The sequence below is a fragment of the Paenibacillus sp. y28 genome (assembly GCF_037137075.1).
Taxonomy (GTDB): Bacteria; Bacillota; Bacilli; order Paenibacillales; family NBRC-103111; genus JBBBNV01.
The window spans coordinates 65,333-82,758 of sequence record NZ_JBBBNV010000010.1 but is presented as its reverse complement, the minus strand read 5'-3'; the positions used below and the strand labels follow the sequence as shown (position 1 = coordinate 82,758).

15 protein-coding genes are annotated in these 17,426 nt (G+C 54.9%); 2 read left to right on the top strand and 13 right to left on the bottom strand.

Features of this window, described 5'->3' with window-relative positions; genetic code table 11:
- Window positions 1-4: 4 nt before the first annotated feature.
- The 8 genes from WBG83_RS10375 to WBG83_RS10340 all read right to left on the bottom strand — a co-directional run bounded on the left by WBG83_RS10375 (window position 5) and on the right by WBG83_RS10340 (window position 9,461).
- On the bottom strand, window positions 5-1,750 hold the full coding sequence (locus WBG83_RS10375) for a hypothetical protein (RefSeq protein ID WP_336744949.1): 1,746 nt from the start codon (window positions 1,748-1,750) through the stop codon (window positions 5-7).
- Between the two features lie 28 nt (window positions 1,751-1,778).
- A complete protein-coding gene (locus WBG83_RS10370; RefSeq protein ID WP_336744948.1) occupies window positions 1,779-3,053 on the bottom strand; it encodes an efflux RND transporter periplasmic adaptor subunit in 1,275 nt (424 codons plus the stop codon).
- Window positions 3,050-4,495 (bottom strand): hypothetical protein, encoded by a 1,446-nt coding sequence (locus WBG83_RS10365; protein WP_336744947.1) that lies wholly within the window; start codon window positions 4,493-4,495, stop codon window positions 3,050-3,052. Before WBG83_RS10365 ends, WBG83_RS10370 begins: the two co-directional genes overlap by 4 nt.
- Entirely contained in the window at window positions 4,476-5,672 is a 1,197-nt protein-coding gene (locus WBG83_RS10360; protein ID WP_336744946.1) for a glycosyltransferase family 4 protein, read from the bottom strand. The genes WBG83_RS10365 and WBG83_RS10360 overlap by 20 nt, the downstream gene beginning before the upstream one ends.
- Window positions 5,669-6,859 (bottom strand): glycosyltransferase, encoded by a 1,191-nt coding sequence (locus WBG83_RS10355; RefSeq protein ID WP_336744945.1) that lies wholly within the window; start codon window positions 6,857-6,859, stop codon window positions 5,669-5,671. Before WBG83_RS10355 ends, WBG83_RS10360 begins: the two co-directional genes overlap by 4 nt.
- 30 nt (window positions 6,860-6,889) lie before the next feature.
- Window positions 6,890-7,780 (bottom strand): UTP--glucose-1-phosphate uridylyltransferase GalU, encoded by an 891-nt coding sequence (gene galU / locus WBG83_RS10350; RefSeq protein WP_336744944.1) that lies wholly within the window; start codon window positions 7,778-7,780, stop codon window positions 6,890-6,892.
- A gap of 291 nt (window positions 7,781-8,071) precedes the next feature.
- Window positions 8,072-8,722, bottom strand: coding sequence for a CpsD/CapB family tyrosine-protein kinase (locus WBG83_RS10345; protein ID WP_336744943.1), 651 nt, complete (start codon window positions 8,720-8,722; stop codon window positions 8,072-8,074).
- Window positions 8,703-9,461 (bottom strand): YveK family protein, encoded by a 759-nt coding sequence (locus WBG83_RS10340; protein WP_336744942.1) that lies wholly within the window; start codon window positions 9,459-9,461, stop codon window positions 8,703-8,705. The genes WBG83_RS10345 and WBG83_RS10340 overlap by 20 nt, the downstream gene beginning before the upstream one ends.
- A gap of 239 nt (window positions 9,462-9,700) precedes the next feature.
- On the opposite strand from WBG83_RS10340, the gene WBG83_RS10335 reads away from it, so the two are divergent.
- Window positions 9,701-9,847 (top strand): hypothetical protein, encoded by a 147-nt coding sequence (locus tag WBG83_RS10335; protein WP_336744941.1) that lies wholly within the window; start codon window positions 9,701-9,703, stop codon window positions 9,845-9,847.
- Between the two features lie 121 nt (window positions 9,848-9,968).
- Here WBG83_RS10335 and WBG83_RS10330 read toward each other — a convergent pair whose 3' ends face one another.
- From WBG83_RS10330 to WBG83_RS10310, 5 genes are read right to left on the bottom strand one after another with little or no spacing between them, the layout of a single operon-like run.
- Window positions 9,969-11,849, bottom strand: a complete 1,881-nt coding sequence (locus WBG83_RS10330) for an ABC transporter ATP-binding protein (RefSeq protein WP_336744940.1) — start codon at window positions 11,847-11,849, stop codon at window positions 9,969-9,971.
- Window positions 11,846-12,316 (bottom strand): hypothetical protein, encoded by a 471-nt coding sequence (locus WBG83_RS10325; RefSeq protein ID WP_336744939.1) that lies wholly within the window; start codon window positions 12,314-12,316, stop codon window positions 11,846-11,848. Before WBG83_RS10325 ends, WBG83_RS10330 begins: the two co-directional genes overlap by 4 nt.
- Complete coding sequence (locus tag WBG83_RS10320; protein ID WP_336744938.1) at window positions 12,306-12,572, bottom strand: PqqD family protein; 267 nt, start codon at window positions 12,570-12,572, stop codon at window positions 12,306-12,308. The genes WBG83_RS10325 and WBG83_RS10320 overlap by 11 nt, the downstream gene beginning before the upstream one ends.
- A complete protein-coding gene (locus tag WBG83_RS10315; RefSeq protein ID WP_336744937.1) occupies window positions 12,572-13,381 on the bottom strand; it encodes a hypothetical protein in 810 nt (269 codons plus the stop codon). Before WBG83_RS10315 ends, WBG83_RS10320 begins: the two co-directional genes overlap by 1 nt.
- A gap of 14 nt (window positions 13,382-13,395) precedes the next feature.
- Window positions 13,396-14,355, bottom strand: a complete 960-nt coding sequence (locus WBG83_RS10310; protein ID WP_336744936.1) for a nucleotidyltransferase family protein — start codon at window positions 14,353-14,355, stop codon at window positions 13,396-13,398.
- Between the two features lie 160 nt (window positions 14,356-14,515).
- Between WBG83_RS10310 and WBG83_RS10305 the strand changes: the two genes are divergently transcribed.
- A complete protein-coding gene (locus WBG83_RS10305; RefSeq protein WP_336744935.1) occupies window positions 14,516-17,314 on the top strand; it encodes a PA14 domain-containing protein in 2,799 nt (932 codons plus the stop codon).
- The last annotated feature ends 112 nt before the right edge of the window (window positions 17,315-17,426 follow it).

Here is a 17,426-nt window from a genome sequence, read left to right as displayed (position 1 = left end):
ACGGCTACCTCTGCTGCAGTGTTCGGACGAGCCGTTTCGCCTCCCCGAAGGGCGTTGCAATCGATTCGTAAAACCGGATGCTGAGCGGGAACTCATAGGAATCGGTTTTGAGCCCGCTGAAGGTAATGACCTGATCCCCGCTGATCAGCCGGTCCGTCCCGGTAAAAGGCAGGCTCTGGGCGGCAATCGTTTTGCCCAGCTTGTTGACGAGCTCGATTTTCATCTTCGAGAAATTCTCATCCACGACAATATTGTCCTGGCGCGCAATATCCAGGTTCAGCTGAAGCTTGTAGGTGTATGTCAGACCGCCGGAGCCGAACAGGGTGGAGTAGCCGAGATACCAGTCGTTGAGCTTGACCTCAAAGGGGTAAAAATAGAGCGGTCCTTCCTCCGCCTCAGGCTGTGCCTTGGTGCGGTACGATGCGATCGGCAGGTTGTACGGGGCTGCAATCTGATTATCCAGCAGGTTGATGGCCAGCTTGCTGCCGGATTCCGAGTTGGGAAGATTGAACGAGTAGCTGATAATGTAACCCAGATTCGGCAGTAGTGTCTGGGCTGCGGTCAGCTGCCTGCTTCCCATGTAGCTGAAGCCGCCCTCGGTGACGATTTCCGCTTGAAAGCCGGGGACGAAGACCGGCTTGTCGCTTCGGTTCAGCAGCTTGAACTTGGCAATGGCCGTCCGGTAGCCCTCCCCTTCGGCGCTGTGCATGTGCAGCTCCACCATCGAGATATCCACCTTGTCGGCGGTCAGCTTGAACAGCGGATCAATGGCAATCGGCTGGCTCAGCGTATACTCTGCCAGCTTGTGGATGGACGGCGCTTCCTTCTCGGGCGGAATGGCAATATTCAGGCGTCCGACGGTATAGGTGGTTACCTCCTTGGCGGGGGAGACGAACGTCTCCGGGGTAAGCAGCGTCAAGCTTTTCAGCTTGGTGGCGTTATTCTCCAGCGGAATGGAGAACGTGACGTACACCTTCTCCCCCGGCTCCAGCTTCTCGGGAGCTTTGTCAGCCCGCTTGCCGGGATATGTTTTCTTCTCCGTGTTGCCGTCGATCCGGAAGTCCGGCAGCTTCTCCTGCATCTCGCTCTTGTTCTCGGCGAGCAGCACAACCAGAAGCACCGGCCCCTGGCTGCTGGCCTGCTGCAGCGCCTGAACCGGCGTAAACACCAGAGAGCGGGACAGGAAAGGCAGCTGGAACGGCTCGCCCCAGGAAATCGCATGCTCCCCGGAGGAGGCCAGTGTCTGGCTGCCCCGCCATTCCAGCCCGTCAACCGGAATTTTGAGCACTTCGTTTTCCTTTTTCGGATATTCGAATTCATCCACATCAAACCAGCTCAGCGTGGTCAGCATAAATTCATCGCTGCGGTCCAATTCGACCAGATAGCTCAGCTCCACCTTCTCCTGCGGCTGAATCGCTACCGCATTGGCGGCGCTGGGTCGAAGCGTGTAAACGATATCCCCCGATGTGCCCGCGCGAAGCTCATAATCCGGAATCCGGGCGATACGGCTGCTTTCATTGTACAGGCGGACGACGACGCCTAACCGGGTTCCCCCGGAGGTCCGCTCGTTTAATATACTTTTCACTTCGGCCTGAATCGTATCGGTCAACGCATATTTTCCCCCGTCTCCAGCTTCACCGGAGGCGGTTTCCGCATTGACCATAAACGGCACGGCCGACAGGAGCAGCGAAAACGCGAGAAGCAGCGCGGGTAAAACCTTTTTCATGCTTCGGCTTCGGAACTTGTTCATGTGCTTGCCCTCACTTTATTTTTTGGAATTATTCGCCGCCGGTCAGTTGGACCTTGTCCTTGTCGCGCAGCAAATTTTGGCCGGAGACAATAAGCAGCTCCCCTTCTTGAAGCCCGGAGACAATCTCCTGCTTTAATTCGCTGTCATTTTGACGGCCAAGCTGAACGATTCGTTTTTCCGCCGTATCCCCGTTCAGCACATAAACATACGTTTCGCCGCCGGTCTTCAGCACGCTGGGCGTAGGAACCGCAATCGTGATTTGCTCCTCCTCGGTCGTGAGCTGGACGCGGGTTTTCATGCCCGGCTTCAGCAGCATATCCGTATTGTTCACTTCCAGATTCAGCTCATAGGTTTTCGTTTGGGCATCGATAACACTGGACAAATAGCTGATTTTGGCCGAGGCCGTTTGCGTTGTGTTCGGAATGAAATAGGTCAGCTCCTGCTTCCCGCGGACCAGCTTCGCCGCATCCTCCTGCAGCTGTGCTTTGATCTTGATAGGGTCCAGCTTCTGGATGATGCCGATGCGCGCCCCCAAGCTGACGGCCATCCCTCTCTCCAGGGGCAGGTCTGTCAAAATCCCGTCGGCGGGCGCTTTAATTTCCGTATCGGCCAGCGCCTGCTCCGCCTGCTGCAGAGCCATCTGCGAACTGCTGAGCTGCGCTTGCAGTGATGACAAGGAATCCTGCGTTTCAAGTGATTTCTGCCGTTTCTTCAGCAGGTCAAGATCCAGACGCATCGTTTTAAGCTGTGATTCCGCCTGATCGACCTGCCCTTTTTTGGCGAGTCCCACATCGTAATCGTTTTTCAGCTTGTTGGTGCTGCGAGTCAAATCCGTCATCGACTGCTCCATCTTCTGAATGAGGTTGCGGACCTCGCTGCGGCTGTATTCCAAATCCTTTTTGGCCTTGTCCAGCGCATCCTGGGCGCTCTTTACGGCCAAAGCGGCCTTTTGCCGTTCAAACTGAGCCGCGCCTGCACTGAGCCTCAGGAGCGTCTCCCCCTCCTGCACCGGGTCGCCCCTGCGCCTAAATACCTGCTCCACATCCCCGCCTGTTTTTGCCGCCACCTCGAACTGGACCGAGGAGACCACCTCGGCCGCATGCTCCGGCGGCTCACCCAGCCGCTGCCTCGCAACCTTTTCCACCTTCACGGTTTTGACCTGCTCCGATACAGCCTCGGTTTTGGCGGGCACGATGGCCGAAAGCGCCGAACAGCCGGCCAGCAGGCTGATGCTGACACCGAGAGCGGCAGTGGCGGCAATGCCTTTGGAGATCAGCTTCCGGTTTCTTCTTTGTCTTCTCATTTCGTTTGCTCCCTCCTGTGATATAGACTGGTTCGATCCAGGTAGCCGATACTGATCCAAACAAGCGCGCACGTGCTGTAATTGCCCCCTGTCAGCCAGCTGCCCGGCGTCGCCATCAAAATGCCAAGCAAAATCAGCAGCACCATGCTCCGGTTGCCTTCTCGGAAGGCCAGCCTGACCGTGTGCCACAAAATCAGCAGGTATAAAATGCCGCCGATGAGACCGTTGGAGATCATCATGTTCCCCAGGTCAACCTCCGAATTCCCGCCTTTCCCGGACATTTTGGTGACCGCCAGCGTCGTGCTGCCGAGTCCGTGTCCAATAGGCATCGTAAAGCCTTTCATCAGCCCGGCTACGAACATATCGAAGTGCAGGCCCGCCGTCGAATGCTTGTCATCCAGCGGGTTCGCCAGCCCGTTCACCTGGTGTGCGATCAAGTCATTGCTGCTTTCGATGTTGGTAATCGCCCCGTAAGCGGCGACCAGCACGAGCAGCATGCAGATGAAAATGAAAAAACGCGATAGCCACCGCTTCGCGTTAACAATCGTAATGCAGGTAATAGCCAAAGAGGTCAGGACGATGGCCCCCCGGCTTGATTCCATAAACAAGGCGTAGAACAGAAGCGGCAGCGTTACCAGGCCGATGATGCGCAGCGCCAGCCGGCCGCGCAGAAGTGCAGCCCAGGCAATCACAATTGTAAATTGCAAATAGTTGGTATATTCAGCAGCGCTTGTAAAAAAAGAAAATGGCCGGGAATTCTCCCCGACCATCAAGGCCGTATACCCCCCAAGCACAATCCAGGCCTGCTCGAAGTCGGTAAAGCCGAAATAAATCTGCCGTAAGCCGTACAGCGCGCTGATGACCCCGATAACAAATACCGTGCAGTAAATCCGCTTCATCATCCGTTCGTCAAAATGATACCGGCTGTGCACCATCCAAAATAACGGAACCAAATAAAACATCACCCCCCCAAGCCCTACCAGAATGTTGCCCTGCATCGGGTTGAAGACCTGCAGCACACAAACAAGCATGAACCAGCGCAGCAGCCGGAACAGGGGCGAATCATCTTCGGGAGCAATGGAAATGCGGCGCATATAGGTTCGGTATACCCAATAGGAGCCGAGCAGCAGAACTGCTGTGGGAGGGAGAACGACAAGGGGATCGAAGGAGCTCCAGCCGAATAAGGGGATCAGCAGCCGCCGGAAAAAGCCCATAAAAGGCAAGTACAGCAGCAGGCCGTACAGCAGCAGCTTCGGCTTGCGGATGCTTAACGCCACAATAAGCAGAGCAAATCCGCCAAACACCAGCAGCCGGAACCACTCCGGCCGGACGACAAGCGCTCCGATGAGCAGCCCGGATGCGGCAAACAGCAGGAGCAGCGCCGCACCGCGAAGCAATCTGCTGTCCCGGATACGGTTTAGGCTAAGCGTGATGGCGCTCAAGTTCAAAACCTCGGCTTCCGTAAGAGTCTGTAAACCGTTGACGATATGCTTGCACAAGACAAGTATATGTATGATCCCAAGTGAGGCCAGCCACGCGTGTTCTGGCATTGTCCCCGCAGCTTCGGTAATGTTCAAGGTCATGTAACAGCGTACGCAGCGTACTCGCAACATGGACTGCGTCGCGTTCAATATAGAACCCTTCCACCCGGTCATCAATCAAATCTTCCACTCCGCCCACCGGGGTCGTTACAATAAGCAAGCCGCAGGCTGCCGCTTCATGGACCACTAGCGAGAACGTCTCGTAGCTGGATGGAAATACGAAAATATCGCTCATGCCAAACCACAGCTCCGGTTCGGGCTGTTTGCCCGCGAACGTAATCCGGCGGGCTATTTCCTCAGGCAGAACGGACGTGTATGCCTCAGAGTCCCCGCTGCCGACAACGGCCAGCCGCAGCTCCGGATGCTCCGCGCTCAACGTCTGGAAGGCGCCTATCACATGATCAAGCCCCTTGCGCGGCCAATCCCCGCCCATAAACAGCAGGAGCGGCCCTTCCTCCGCGAGGCCGAATGCTGCGCGCCACCGGCGTTTCTCATGCTGGTCCGCAGGACGGAACCGGCCCAAATCGACGCCATTGGGAATCACCGCAATATGCTCCTCCGCATAGGGAAATGCGGCAAGCAGCTCCCTGCGCACCCGGCCGGATACGGCAATAAGCCGCTGGGTACGCTTCGGATGGTATATCCATCGTTCCAGCGATAAGGACAGACGGGCAGCCAGCCAGCTGCTGATTCGTCTCGGCAAGGAGCGCCTGGCAGCCTGGCGCGTATCGCCTGTTTCTTTCAAATAACCGGCATGGCAAAAATGAACCGTCGAGAAATCGGCCCGGTTCAGCACAATAGCTCCGGTCGTATGCAAAATGTCTCGTTTGACAAAAAACAATCGAATCGTAGCCAGCAGCGCAAAAAGCCAGATTTTCAAAAAATCCGGCTTGGCAATGACAGGAATCCGGATGAACCGCACCCCGGAGCAGTCGGACAGCTTCATGGAGCAGGCAACGACCGTTACCTCATGCTCCCCCTTCATCCGCATAATGACCTCCTCCAGATGGCGCTCCATCCCGCCCTGTCCGCCCACATCATGAGCGACAATGACAACGCGCAGCTTCTTCTCCTTCAACCCTGCACCTCCCCGGAGCGGTATGTCCCGGCACCGGCTTGATCCGGCCTTGTCTGGGCAATCAGCCTGTACAGCTGCATCTCAAAGGACCTCGCAAGCGCCCGTTTGCTGAATTCGGCCTGTACCTTGGCGTACCCGCACTCGGCCTTGGCCCGGCGGTCGGCTTCATTGGACCGAATTCCCCGAATAATCGCCGCCAATGCTTCCGCTTGCCCTTCAGGGAAAAGCCAGCCTCCTCCCGTATGCCGAATCAGCACCGGAATCTCCCCGCTGTCGCTGCCGATCACCGGGATGCCGCAGGCCATGGCCTCCACGATCACCCGTCCGAACTGCTCCTTCCAGTTCGGCATCGTCAGCGATGGGAGCACCAGCGCATCCATGGCGTTCATCCACAGCTGCACCTCGTTGTGCTTCACATGGTCGGCAATGTACACCGTGCCCGGGTGACGCACCGCCGCCTGCCTGACCGCCTCCAGCATCGGGCCGCTGCCTACAAGCAGCAGCTTGACCTGCTGCTGCTCCAGTCTGGGCAGCGCTTCAAGCAAGGTGCTGACCCCTTTTTCTTCTACAAGCCGGCCTACAAAACCAGCCACAAAGCATGCAGACGGTATGCCAAGCGACGTCCGCAGGCGAACCCGCTCTTCCGGAAGCGGACGAAACTGCTTCGTATCCACCCCGAGCGGGAAGCCCAGGAGCTGCCCCGCAAACCCTTTTTGCCGCATGACCGCCCCGACCTGATCGCTGACCACGGCGGCCATATCCGCTTTGGACAGCACGTACTGCTCCATGCTGCGAAACGGGTACGGATACCGTTTGACAATATTTTGCGCGGAGTAAATCACCCGCTTTACTGGCAAATGGCGCGAGGCATAGAAAGCCTGCCAGGCGCTCACCGCATAGGGCTCTTCTTCCACAAAAAGCACGTCGGGCTGAAGCTTCTCAAGAGCGGGACGCAGATTGGAGGTGTAGAAATGGAGGGGAATGCTGGCGGGAAGCCCCACCCTGCGCTCGTCTATGTGCCCTCCGAAGGCCGGCCAGCGCACAACCTTGACCGGGCCCTGTGAGTACTCCGTACGGAAATTGGCAGGGACAACAAGCTGGACCTCGTGTCCGAGTGCTTCAAGCTCCGCATAAAACTGCTGATTCACATCCGTCACGCAGGGATGGCTTACCGCCATAATCCGCATATCCTTCTTCCACCTCTCTGAATCCGCTTTTTAACCGATAAGCTGTGACAGGGAATGCGTCTTGACCAGACGCTCCAGCTCGACCAGCAGCGGCCCCTGCAGATCCGGGTTGTGAAGCGCAAAGTCCAGCGTCGTCAATATAAAGCCGAGCTTCTCCCCGACATCATACCGCACCCCTTGGAAATGATATGCATGCACAGGCTCCACGGTATTCAGCTTTTGAATGGCATCGGTCAGCTGAATTTCATTCCCGGCCCCCTTCTCCTGCAAATCCAGAAATCTCATAATCTCAGGGGTCAAAATATAACGGCCCATAATCGCCAAATTGGAAGGCGCTTTGCCTGCAGGCGGCTTCTCTACGAAGTTGCGCACCTTGTACAAATTGCCGGCCCGGCTCATCGGGTCCACAATGCCGTAACGCTGGGTTTCCTGCTCAGACACTGGCTGAACCCCGATAATCGAGGAGCCTGTCGCCTCATATTGATCCATCAGCTGTCTCAGGCAAGGCGTGTCGGCCTGAACGATGTCATCGCCAAGCAGCACCGCAAACGGCTCATCGCCGATAAATCTTCTGGCGCACCAGACTGCGTGTCCGAGCCCTTTCGGCTCTTTTTGGCGAATATAGTGGATCTCGACCTTGGAGGAACGCTGTACTTCCTCCAGCAGCTTCAGCTTGCCGCGCTCCGCCAGATTCGTTTCCAGCTCGAACGCATGGTCGAAATGATCCTCAATGGAGCGTTTGTTTTTGCCGGTGACGATAATAATGTCCTCAATCCCGGACTCTACAGCTTCTTCCACAATATATTGAATGGTGGGCTTGTCAATAATCGGAAGCATTTCTTTCGGCATGGCTTTGGTAGCCGGGAGAAATCTCGTTCCTAGACCCGCTGCTGGAATAATGGCTTTTTTTACTTTTTTCATCTTTTTTGTTCCTCCATATCAATTTTGTTGGATTTCATAAAAGTACTGGCCATGCTGTTGTAGCGCCAGGCGATACGACAGCATCGCTAGAGCTTTTATTTACCGCAGTAAACAGGGCATTTAACCCATCCTCACACCACACCCTCGACAATTAATGTCTAAGGTTGAGCCAACCCACAGCATGGCCGAGTGCCTACAGTGATAAAGGTGCAGTAGACATTACCTCATTTTCGTTGGCGGAAAATGCTTCGGAGATCCAGTGGAGTCCGTAATGAAGGCACAGCCCGTATGCTACAGCTTTTTTCCGTTGACCTTGTTGAGCATGACGCCAAGCAGGTTCGCCCGAAGCCGGCCGAATTCATCCTTCAGCTTCCTGGCTGCCAGCCGCTTCACCTTGCCATGCTCCATGACGAGCAAATACCCGTCGCTTTTGGCCGCAATCACTTTGGCGTCGATATACCCGGAAGCCGGTGGAGTATCCAGCAGCACCATGTCGAACTGCTGCTTCAGCTGCTCAAGCAATTCGTCCATCCGGCGTGATGCAAGCAGCTCCACATGATTCGGAGGCACGGGGCCGGAAGGGATAACCGACAACCGTTCTATACCCGCGCTGCGGAGAATCGGTCCAAGCTGCTCGGAGCCATCCAAAATCTGAGTCAGCCCGTTCCGGTTATTCCAGCCGAAGGCAGCATGAAGCGACGGCGTTCTCAAATCGGCATCAATCAGCACTGTGTTAAACCCTGCTTCGGCATAGGCATAAGCCAAATGCATCGCCGTGGTCGTCCTTCCTTCCCCCCGGCGGTGCGAGGTAACGGCAATCGATTTCACCTGCTGCTCCTGAATGGCAAAGTCAAGATTAATCCGCAGTGCAAGGTACTGTTCGGAGATACGGCCCGAGGATAGGCCCGGAACACCCTCGCCTCTAGTGCTCAAGCTTTGCATTGGAAGCTTCACCTGCCCGTTTTCGTATCGGTTTCTTTTTCATCGGAAGCATTTGATTCCCTGGAAGTCTGCCGACAGCGGCCAGCACAGGCGTGCCGAGCAGCTGCATAACATCCTCTTCCGTCTTCAGCGTGTCATCCAAATATTCAATCAAGAAGCTGATGGCAATACCGAACAGCAGGGCCAGCGCCACGCCGATAAGCATGTACTGGTTTTTCAGGGAGGCGTTCATCGGAACGGGGTTTTCTTGCATCTGGGCAGCGTTCAAAATGGTTACGTTATCCACCTTCATAATTTTAGGAATTTCGGTCTGGAATACCTCGGAAACGGCATTCGCGATTTGCATCGCTTTGGGGTAAGAGCTGTCGCGGGCGGTGATGGTCATCACCTGGGTATTATTGACGGATTGAACATCGATGACCTGGCTTAAACGCTCTGCAGTTAAGCCCAGCTCCGGATGGCGCTGCACCACCTTTTCTGTGATGGCCGGATTTTTAATAATTTCCTTATAGGTATTAATCAGGCTGAAATTGATGCCCATGGCGCCGAAATCCATCTGCTCGCGTCCGATTTGGTCGATTTCAATCGTTTTGTTGACAATGAGCTTGGTTGATGCGAAATAGACGGGCTGAATATAGTAGTAGCTGTAGACTGCTGTGGTCACAACGGCGACCAGCACACAGCACACAATCAACCAGAGACGCTTCTTCACAATCTGGAATAATTCATTCAGTTCCATAACGACCCTCCCGATACACAATGTATCATAACATATTCTAACTTTAAGATACATATCGTATCTTGTCAATCCTTATTTTTTGTTAAAAACTGCACAAAATCCAATCAGGCGATACATATCGTCTAATTTTATTTCTTTTTTTCCAAATACCCCCTAGACATTCATTCAAACAATGAATATAATCTAGTTGTAGATACATTTAGTATCGAAAAACGTTCAACCCGAGGGAGGTGAAATGAATGAACAAAAAGACCTACAGTAAACCGGCTGTTTTCGCACATGAGCCAATCGTGTTTGAAACCGGATACTCCAACTGCATTGAGGTTTGCGGCTGGATTATTTGCCCCGATGGAAATGGCGGCCACAACGCTTATCCGAAGCCATAACCACTCATGAAAATGGAATACGGTGTACCCGGCGCAGGGATGAACCCGTTCATCTCTGCTTTTTTTTGTTGTTACAATGTGCCCGCACACAACAAAACCGTGCTTACCGCCTTATAGGCGGCTACACGGTTTTGTTCATGGCCTGGCGTGAGCTGCGGAAGGCGGCGCTGGCCGGCAGCGAAGCCTCATCCGGCGGCTGCGGCGTTCCTTGAGATTCAGTCCGCTTGCTGTGAAATTGCATATGATATAGACGGGTATACAGTCCGTTCCGATCCAGCAGCTCTTGATGCTGCCCCTGTTCGACAACCCGGCCTTGATCCAGAACGGCGATGACATCCGCATGCTGTATCGTGGACAGCCGGTGCGCGATGACCAAGGTCGTCCTGCCCTGCATCAGCCGATCCAGCGCCTCCTGCACAAGCAGCTCGGCCTCGCTATCGAGCGCGGAGGTCGCTTCGTCGAGCAGCAGCACAGGGGCATTCTTCAATACGGCCCGGGCAATAGCCAGACGCTGGCGCTGGCCGCCGGACAGCTTCAAGCCGCGCTCTCCGATATCGGTATGCAGGCCGTCCGGCAAAGCCATAACGAATTCATAGGCATTGGCGTCCTTCAGAGCCTGAACAATTTGCTCCTCCGTCGCCCCGCTGCTGCCGTATGCGATATTGTCCCGGATCGTCCCGGCAAACAGATACGTTTCCTGCGGCACATACGAAATGAAGCTCCTCAGCTCGGCCAGCGGCATATCGCCCGCCGCCCGCCCGTCAAGCAGCACCTCGCCCTCGTCAGGATTGTAAAACCGCTGCAAGAGATGAAATAGCGTGCTTTTTCCCGCTCCGCTTGGGCCAACCAGGGCCACCATTTGTCCACTCCGGACCGTCAGCGAGAAATCCCGAATGACAGGGGATACGCCGTCATAGCTGAATGAGAGGCGCCGCAGCTCTACACCGGACGTCAGCTTCGCCACCTGACTGCCCTCCGGCAGTCTTCGTGCTTCCGGCTGCTCGGCGAATACGCCTTGAATCCGTTCAACTGCGGCGAGCGAACGCTGGAAAGCGCCCCATTTGCCGGCAAGCCCGGTAAGCGGGTAAATCAAATATTGCATCAGCGTGACAAAAGCCATCAGCTTGCCCAATGTCAAGCTGCCCTGCATCACCATATAAGCCCCAAGGCCGAAGCTGGACAAGTAAGCCAGCGTCCCGGCGGATCCCGCTCCCGCCTGAAACCAGCCTCTCAGCCTGGATACCTTCATCTCCATGGATAACAGATGATCGCTGTGCGCCTCATACTTCGCATACATCGCTTTCTCCAGAATGAATGAACGGATGACGGCATATCCGGCAAAGGTATCATGAAGAAAGCTTTGCTGCTTGCCGAGCGCGTCATGAATTTCCCGGTTTTGCCTGCGCATCAGCTTGCCGAACACAGCCCCGGACAACAAGCTGATCGGGCCAATTACGATGCATAGCAGCGCCATTTGCCAGTTCAGCCAGCATAAATAGGCAAAAGCCGCCAGCGCCATCAGCGGCATTCTCAGCATACTGAGCAGATTGGAGCCGATCGCACCGTCGATATTGTTCATATCGTTGGTCATGTACGAGGTCAGCTCGCCGGAATGATGGCGGCCATAGTATTTTGCCGGAAGACGCAGCAGATGATGGAACAGATCGATTTTGAGATCCCGCTTGACCCCATGTACCGCTTTGGCTTCCAGAACCGTGTTTAAATACAGCGCCAAGGCGCTTACCAGTACAACGCCCGCTCCCGCCAGCAGGAGCCATCCGGCTTCCCGGAGATTCCCGCTGACCGCGGCATCCGTCATCTGCTGCAAAAACCAGGAATGAAATAACGTGACGCCGATGCCAACCAGAAGCAGAACAAGAAGTATTCCATACAGCAGCCCATAGCGGGCAATATACGGCAGAAGCAGCGCCATCGGCTTGCGGAGCTGCCCGATTTCCAGCAGCTTCATCAGCCTGGCCTGCAGCCCTTTGATCCCCTTCATAGGCTGGCCCTCATGCCTTGCGCCTTCAGCTTTACCCGAACCAAGCACCGGATCAGCACCGAAAGCGAAGGGTATGAAACCAGCAGACTCCCCCAGGCGCGCTGCCACAGGCTGTCCGTGCGCACGGAGTAGCGCTTGCCGTGAATCGTCACCATTCTGCCGATAAATTGCTCTTTGCGAATCAGGGGGTCCGGATAAGTCACGGAGTCCCCCTTGCATACGTACCATTCCTCACCGTTGCGGCGTACCTGCTTGTGAAACCGGTGGCCGACGAAGGTGCCGTTATCCCCCATATAGAGCACAATATCCCCTTTGCGCGGGCCGCGTTCAGGCAGCGGCTCGAATCTACAAATCGTTCCGGAGGCGATGAGCGGGAACATGCTGACGCCGTTTGAAGCAATTTCGATATAACCGCGTTCCTTCAGGACGGCCCGGACGACGCGTTCTGTTTGGCGGCTAACTTGCATACTGCACCAGGCCGGCTTTTATCATTTCCGTCAGGAAGCTGTCGATATCCCGGATCGCTTCTTCCTCCGTCACATCATAGATTTCCTGCAAGCCCGCGACGAGCGAGCTCATGGACTGGTCTTCCTTCAGAAGCTCCCAGCAGACAGCGCCGGATTCACTCAGTTTGGTTACCGTACACTGCTCGGCGTTCATAATCATCCATTCCTGATCCATTTCAAACGCATCTGCTTCGGTCATCCGGCGATACAGCTTCATCAGGATACAACCTCCCAAAACGTATTGTTTTTTTGAAAATACAGCTCGTATACCGGCACCCTTTGCGCCAGCTGCATGCACAGCCGGAGCACCTTCTTCGTCTCCTCCGGATGCTGCTTCCAATAAAACACCCGGTTCATCAGCTCGACCATCCCGTTGAGCTTCCCGACACTCGTCCGGCGGTTCTGCTGAGCCTGGCGAAGCAGCTGAATGCCCGCAAGCGGATATGCGCCTGCATGCGAAGCCCATTCGGAGTCGCTGCGAAACGGGGAATCATATATCAGCGCTTCGCCCGGCGACAGCTTCACAATCGTCGCCTCATCGGACAATACCGGACGCGGCCGGGAAAGCAGCGCAACTGTCGATTTCCCCGCTCCCGAATGCCCGGCGAACAGGAAGGCCCGGCCCTTATCCGCCAGACAGGACGAATGGATAAGCAGTCCCCATTCATGATGAATAATGAAAGCGCTATACAAGTTCAGCATTGCATGCTTTAAAGCCAGATCATCGTGAACCTCAATCAGGGCCTCCGTATAATCCGATGCAGCAGTAATCCGGTAATCGGCCCGGGTATACATCATCTGTTCCGCGCCGGAACGAATATCCAGATCGAAGCTGACGAACGGCACGCCATACCCTTCCTCGATCCGGATCGTCATATGCGGCGCTGCTGCCGGTGCCGCTGCAGCACCTGCACTGTATTTTTCCTGCACATACTTCATGACCCATTCGGAGGACGTCTCGAATCTGACTTCATGCTCCGCAATACGTACATCATACGTCTTCATGGCCAATTCTTTTTTTTCCATTGGTTACGGGCTCCTTAATATGGCTTGTGAATAGATTTCATTTGATGCTTGAAGGTGTCATAAATAAAATGGCGGAAAAATAGCTTATACAAGTAATATTTCTTCGTTCGCGTGCCATGGCGCGCATTTTTCAGCGTGTCGTAGCTCCAGTGGGTTTCAATGGGCTCAAACGGCAGGGGATAACGGGTATGAAGCCGGGGGAAAACCTGATATACGATGGACAGCACGGCCTGCAGCCGTTTGGCGGTTTTATCGGCGGCAGCCTGATCCAGTAAAGCCTGCAGGTCAATCCGGTCGCCATGGCGGTAAAGAACCTGAGCCACATCCAGCACATAACGGATCGAATCCATCTGATGACGTGCGCCATGCAGACAAATGAAATAAAACGAATGCAAATCGGATAACTGCTTGACATAGGAAAAGCCTTCGGCCGGCTGAGCCTCCCGCCAGAACGGCGCGGCGTCCAAATCGGACCAATGCTGTTTATCCAGCGTCCAGTGAAGCTCCACCATCATCCCATTTTTCATCAGGCGGGCGTGGTGGTCTTTAATGATTTCAAATTCAAAGCCGATGGAGACCAGCCGCTGAATAGCCGTGTCCAGCATATCCGCCTGAACCAGCAAATCCACATCGCTGGTCACTCTGGCCGCCACATGACCGAAATACCGCTGGGCGAACCGGGTTCCCTTCAAAGGAATCACTTCCATTCTCCACTGCTCGAAGCAGCGCAGCACGTCGTCCTCCACCCGCTTCATGAATAAATTATGGACCAGCCCCCGTTTGAAATGCTGCTTCAGCCGTTCGGCGAAAAAAGGCGGCACCTGCTCCAGGCTATCCGTGTTTTGCAGCAGCTGATATACTTGGGGAGAGATGGAAAACAACTCAATTTCCTTCAAAATATGCTCGTATACCTCACCTTGCTGTTGGACAGGAATATTATGATCGTAGAGGGATCGCAGCAGCTGAATCACCATAGGCAACCTCCATCAAGCCGATATTCAAAATAACAAAGCCTCCCTTACGATAATAAAGCGGTATCGAAATTAGATACAAAATGTATCTAACAACTCTCATTTTAGTATACATTTTGTATCATGTCAATGTTGAACAGTAGTAAAAAAGGAGGAGACCAGCATGGCCATGATAAGCCTTATCCTTGCTCTTACGGCGGGTCTGTTTGACAGCTCATCTTCATTCCTGAACCAGTCCGCCAAGCTTCAAACCCCTTACGCCAACTGGAAGGACCAGGAGATTCCGTTTGGAATTCATTCTTACTATTACGCGCCATGGCGGTCTTATATGGATACATGGGACAGTCGGCGCTATTTGGAAGTCATGGGTGTCGTGTTTAACGTCGGACCTAGCGAAGCGCCCGCTACGGCACAAGTGCTCGGCGAGGCTGGAATCCGCTCGGCCCGGCTGGAGATTGGCTGGAACAACATTTCTTATGATGACCCGACCAGGCTGATTGACCAGCAGAGCAAAAATGCGACCACCATGCTCCAGGCTTTGAAAAACAACGGAATCCGCCCGATCCTGTTGCTGAATGCCAACTCCGGCGGCCCCGCCCCAAGCAAGGCGACCTCCGTGACCTTGACCAAAGCGGCGGCGGCAGGCGACAAGGTCATTTATGTAAGCGATGTCTCCGCCATCAAGCCGTTCTATACCGGACTTCAGGGACAGGATTCCAAGCTCATGTATCCGGTTATTACAGCCGTCAATGCCTCTACCGGCGAATGCGTCCTCTCCGCTCCGCTCAAAAAAGCACTGCCCGCCGGGGCCTTGAGTCTTGTCACTCTGAAGTATCAGCCTTTCTCGGGGGCGGTCTACGCCAGCGGCGCCGCCAATCCGGCTGCACAGGAAACCGTAAACGGCTGGATGACCTATGTCGGCGCAGTGACCTCTTTTGCCAAGAATGCCTTGGGTACAGAAGGCGCTGCCGACGCCGGCTTTGACCTTGAGGTATGGAATGAATATTCCTTCGGCAGCGAGTTTCTTGACATTAATAACTACTATGAGACCAAGTTTACTTTCTCTACTCCGCTTACCTACACGAACCACGGCCAGACGCAGACCGGTGTGGAGGTTATTCTCCCCATGACCGTCGACTACGTCAATGACCCCAACAACAAGCTGCCCGGCGTCCAGGTCATCAGCGGCTTCTCCAACCAGCGTCCGTGGGACAGCGGCTCCTCCATCTGGAAAGGGCAAAGCGGCTTCAGCCGGCATTATTACACCGGCTACAGCAGCAGCTCGGTCATCAGCAACGAAACAACCTCGTTTAAAGCCAATACAACCTATGACGGCATCGGACAACTGGAGCAAGCCCAGTATGTGCCATACCACATCAGCGCGTTCCCGGAACGGTGGTTCTACGCGTACCAGACCGAATACGTCGTTCGTGACATTCAGCCCTTCCCCGGCCCTTATCCGGATCATCACCGCTACGCCAACCCCGGCAACGGCCAGACGGCGCAAGTATGGATGACGGAAACCAACTTTAACCGCAATCTGTTTGCGACAGAGCTGATGAATAAAACGACTGTCAGCGCCAGCAATGCCAAGCTCATGAATGTCATGCACTGGATCGGCACGAAATCGACGCTGCGCAATTATGTGTTCTATGCCCATAAAGGCATCCACACCATTAATTTGTATTCCGTCAAAGGCGGGGACCTGGCCTACGGGATTTTGCCGGATGCGTTTTTCACAGAGCTTAAGAACAGCAACTATCAACTGACAGACAAGGTCCGCAGCCAAATCGGCCCGCAGCTGAAAGCCGTTGCTAATGTAACGAAGCTGATGAAAACCGGTGTTCCGATTGATCATCCGCGGCCCATCAAGGTCGACAGCTTGTATGAATATGTGCCGCGCATTGTGTATGAGGGCGACGATACCCCGGCGCATCCGACGGGCTACAACCAGGAGGACGCCGCAATTCTGCCATTCCAGCTTGATGCCGACAAATATGCGATTGGCTACTACGTAGTGACCCGCAATTTGGTAAAAAGCTACACGGATACGAAGGACCCGCTGGATACGAAGCGCTATGAAATGCCGCCGCAAGTGTACGAGGTCACGCTGTCCAATATCCGGGGGACAGGAGCCAAAGTCACCGCCTACGATCCGGTAACCGACAGTGAACAAGAGGTCAATGTTGTTAAGCGCACGGCGACGACACTGACCGTTCGAATGGAAATGGTCGATTATCCCCGGTTTCTGCTCGTGCAGGAATCGGCGAAAGGGCCGCTGATCCAGAATACCTCGCTCACACCATCTGCTTCCGGCGCCACCTTCACCTTTACCCCAAGCGTGTCGGGAAAAGCGGAAATCAGCTGGGGCGCTTATCCGGTCAGAACCGGCAGCACCTTCAAGGAACAGGCGTATTCCGACGAGAAATTCCAGACCCTGATCTCAGAACGGAACGTGGATTTAATCCACTTCGACAGCACTACATCCTATCTGCCTTCCCGCAAGGGCTCCTGGCGCTGGACCGGTACAATCGTCCCGAAATACTCTGAAACGTATACGTTCCATATCGATACGATCGACTGCAACACCCAGCTCTATGTGAATGACACGCTGGTCGTCAAAGCCTGCGATTATGCCAGCAACATGAGCGGCTCCATTGCTCTGCAGGCCGGCCAGTCCTACACCTTGCGGGTGGATTTCACGACACCTTACGCCCGCTCCCAGTACGTGTCGGTCTACTGGGCAAGCGACAGCCAGAGCAGACAGCTGGTCAGCAGCGACCCCGCGGGAGCCAATCTGATTTCGCTCGACGTATGCCAGAACAAGTCCGTGTCGGTCAGCTTGCCGCAATTCACCACCGGCGACGGCGTGAAGGTGCTGCTCACCACCAGCAACGGCGTATCGGCTCCATTTCCCCAGTGGGACTATGATGTTAAGGGAGCGCTCTGGCCGTCGAACTAACCCCGAAGTGGTCGACGAGCCGCCGTCATGCAGGGAAACACCCCGCGCTGGGAGCTGCGCGCAGCCGAAGCTCAGCGAGATAAGAAAAGAAGTCAGGAGAATCCGTGCCAAC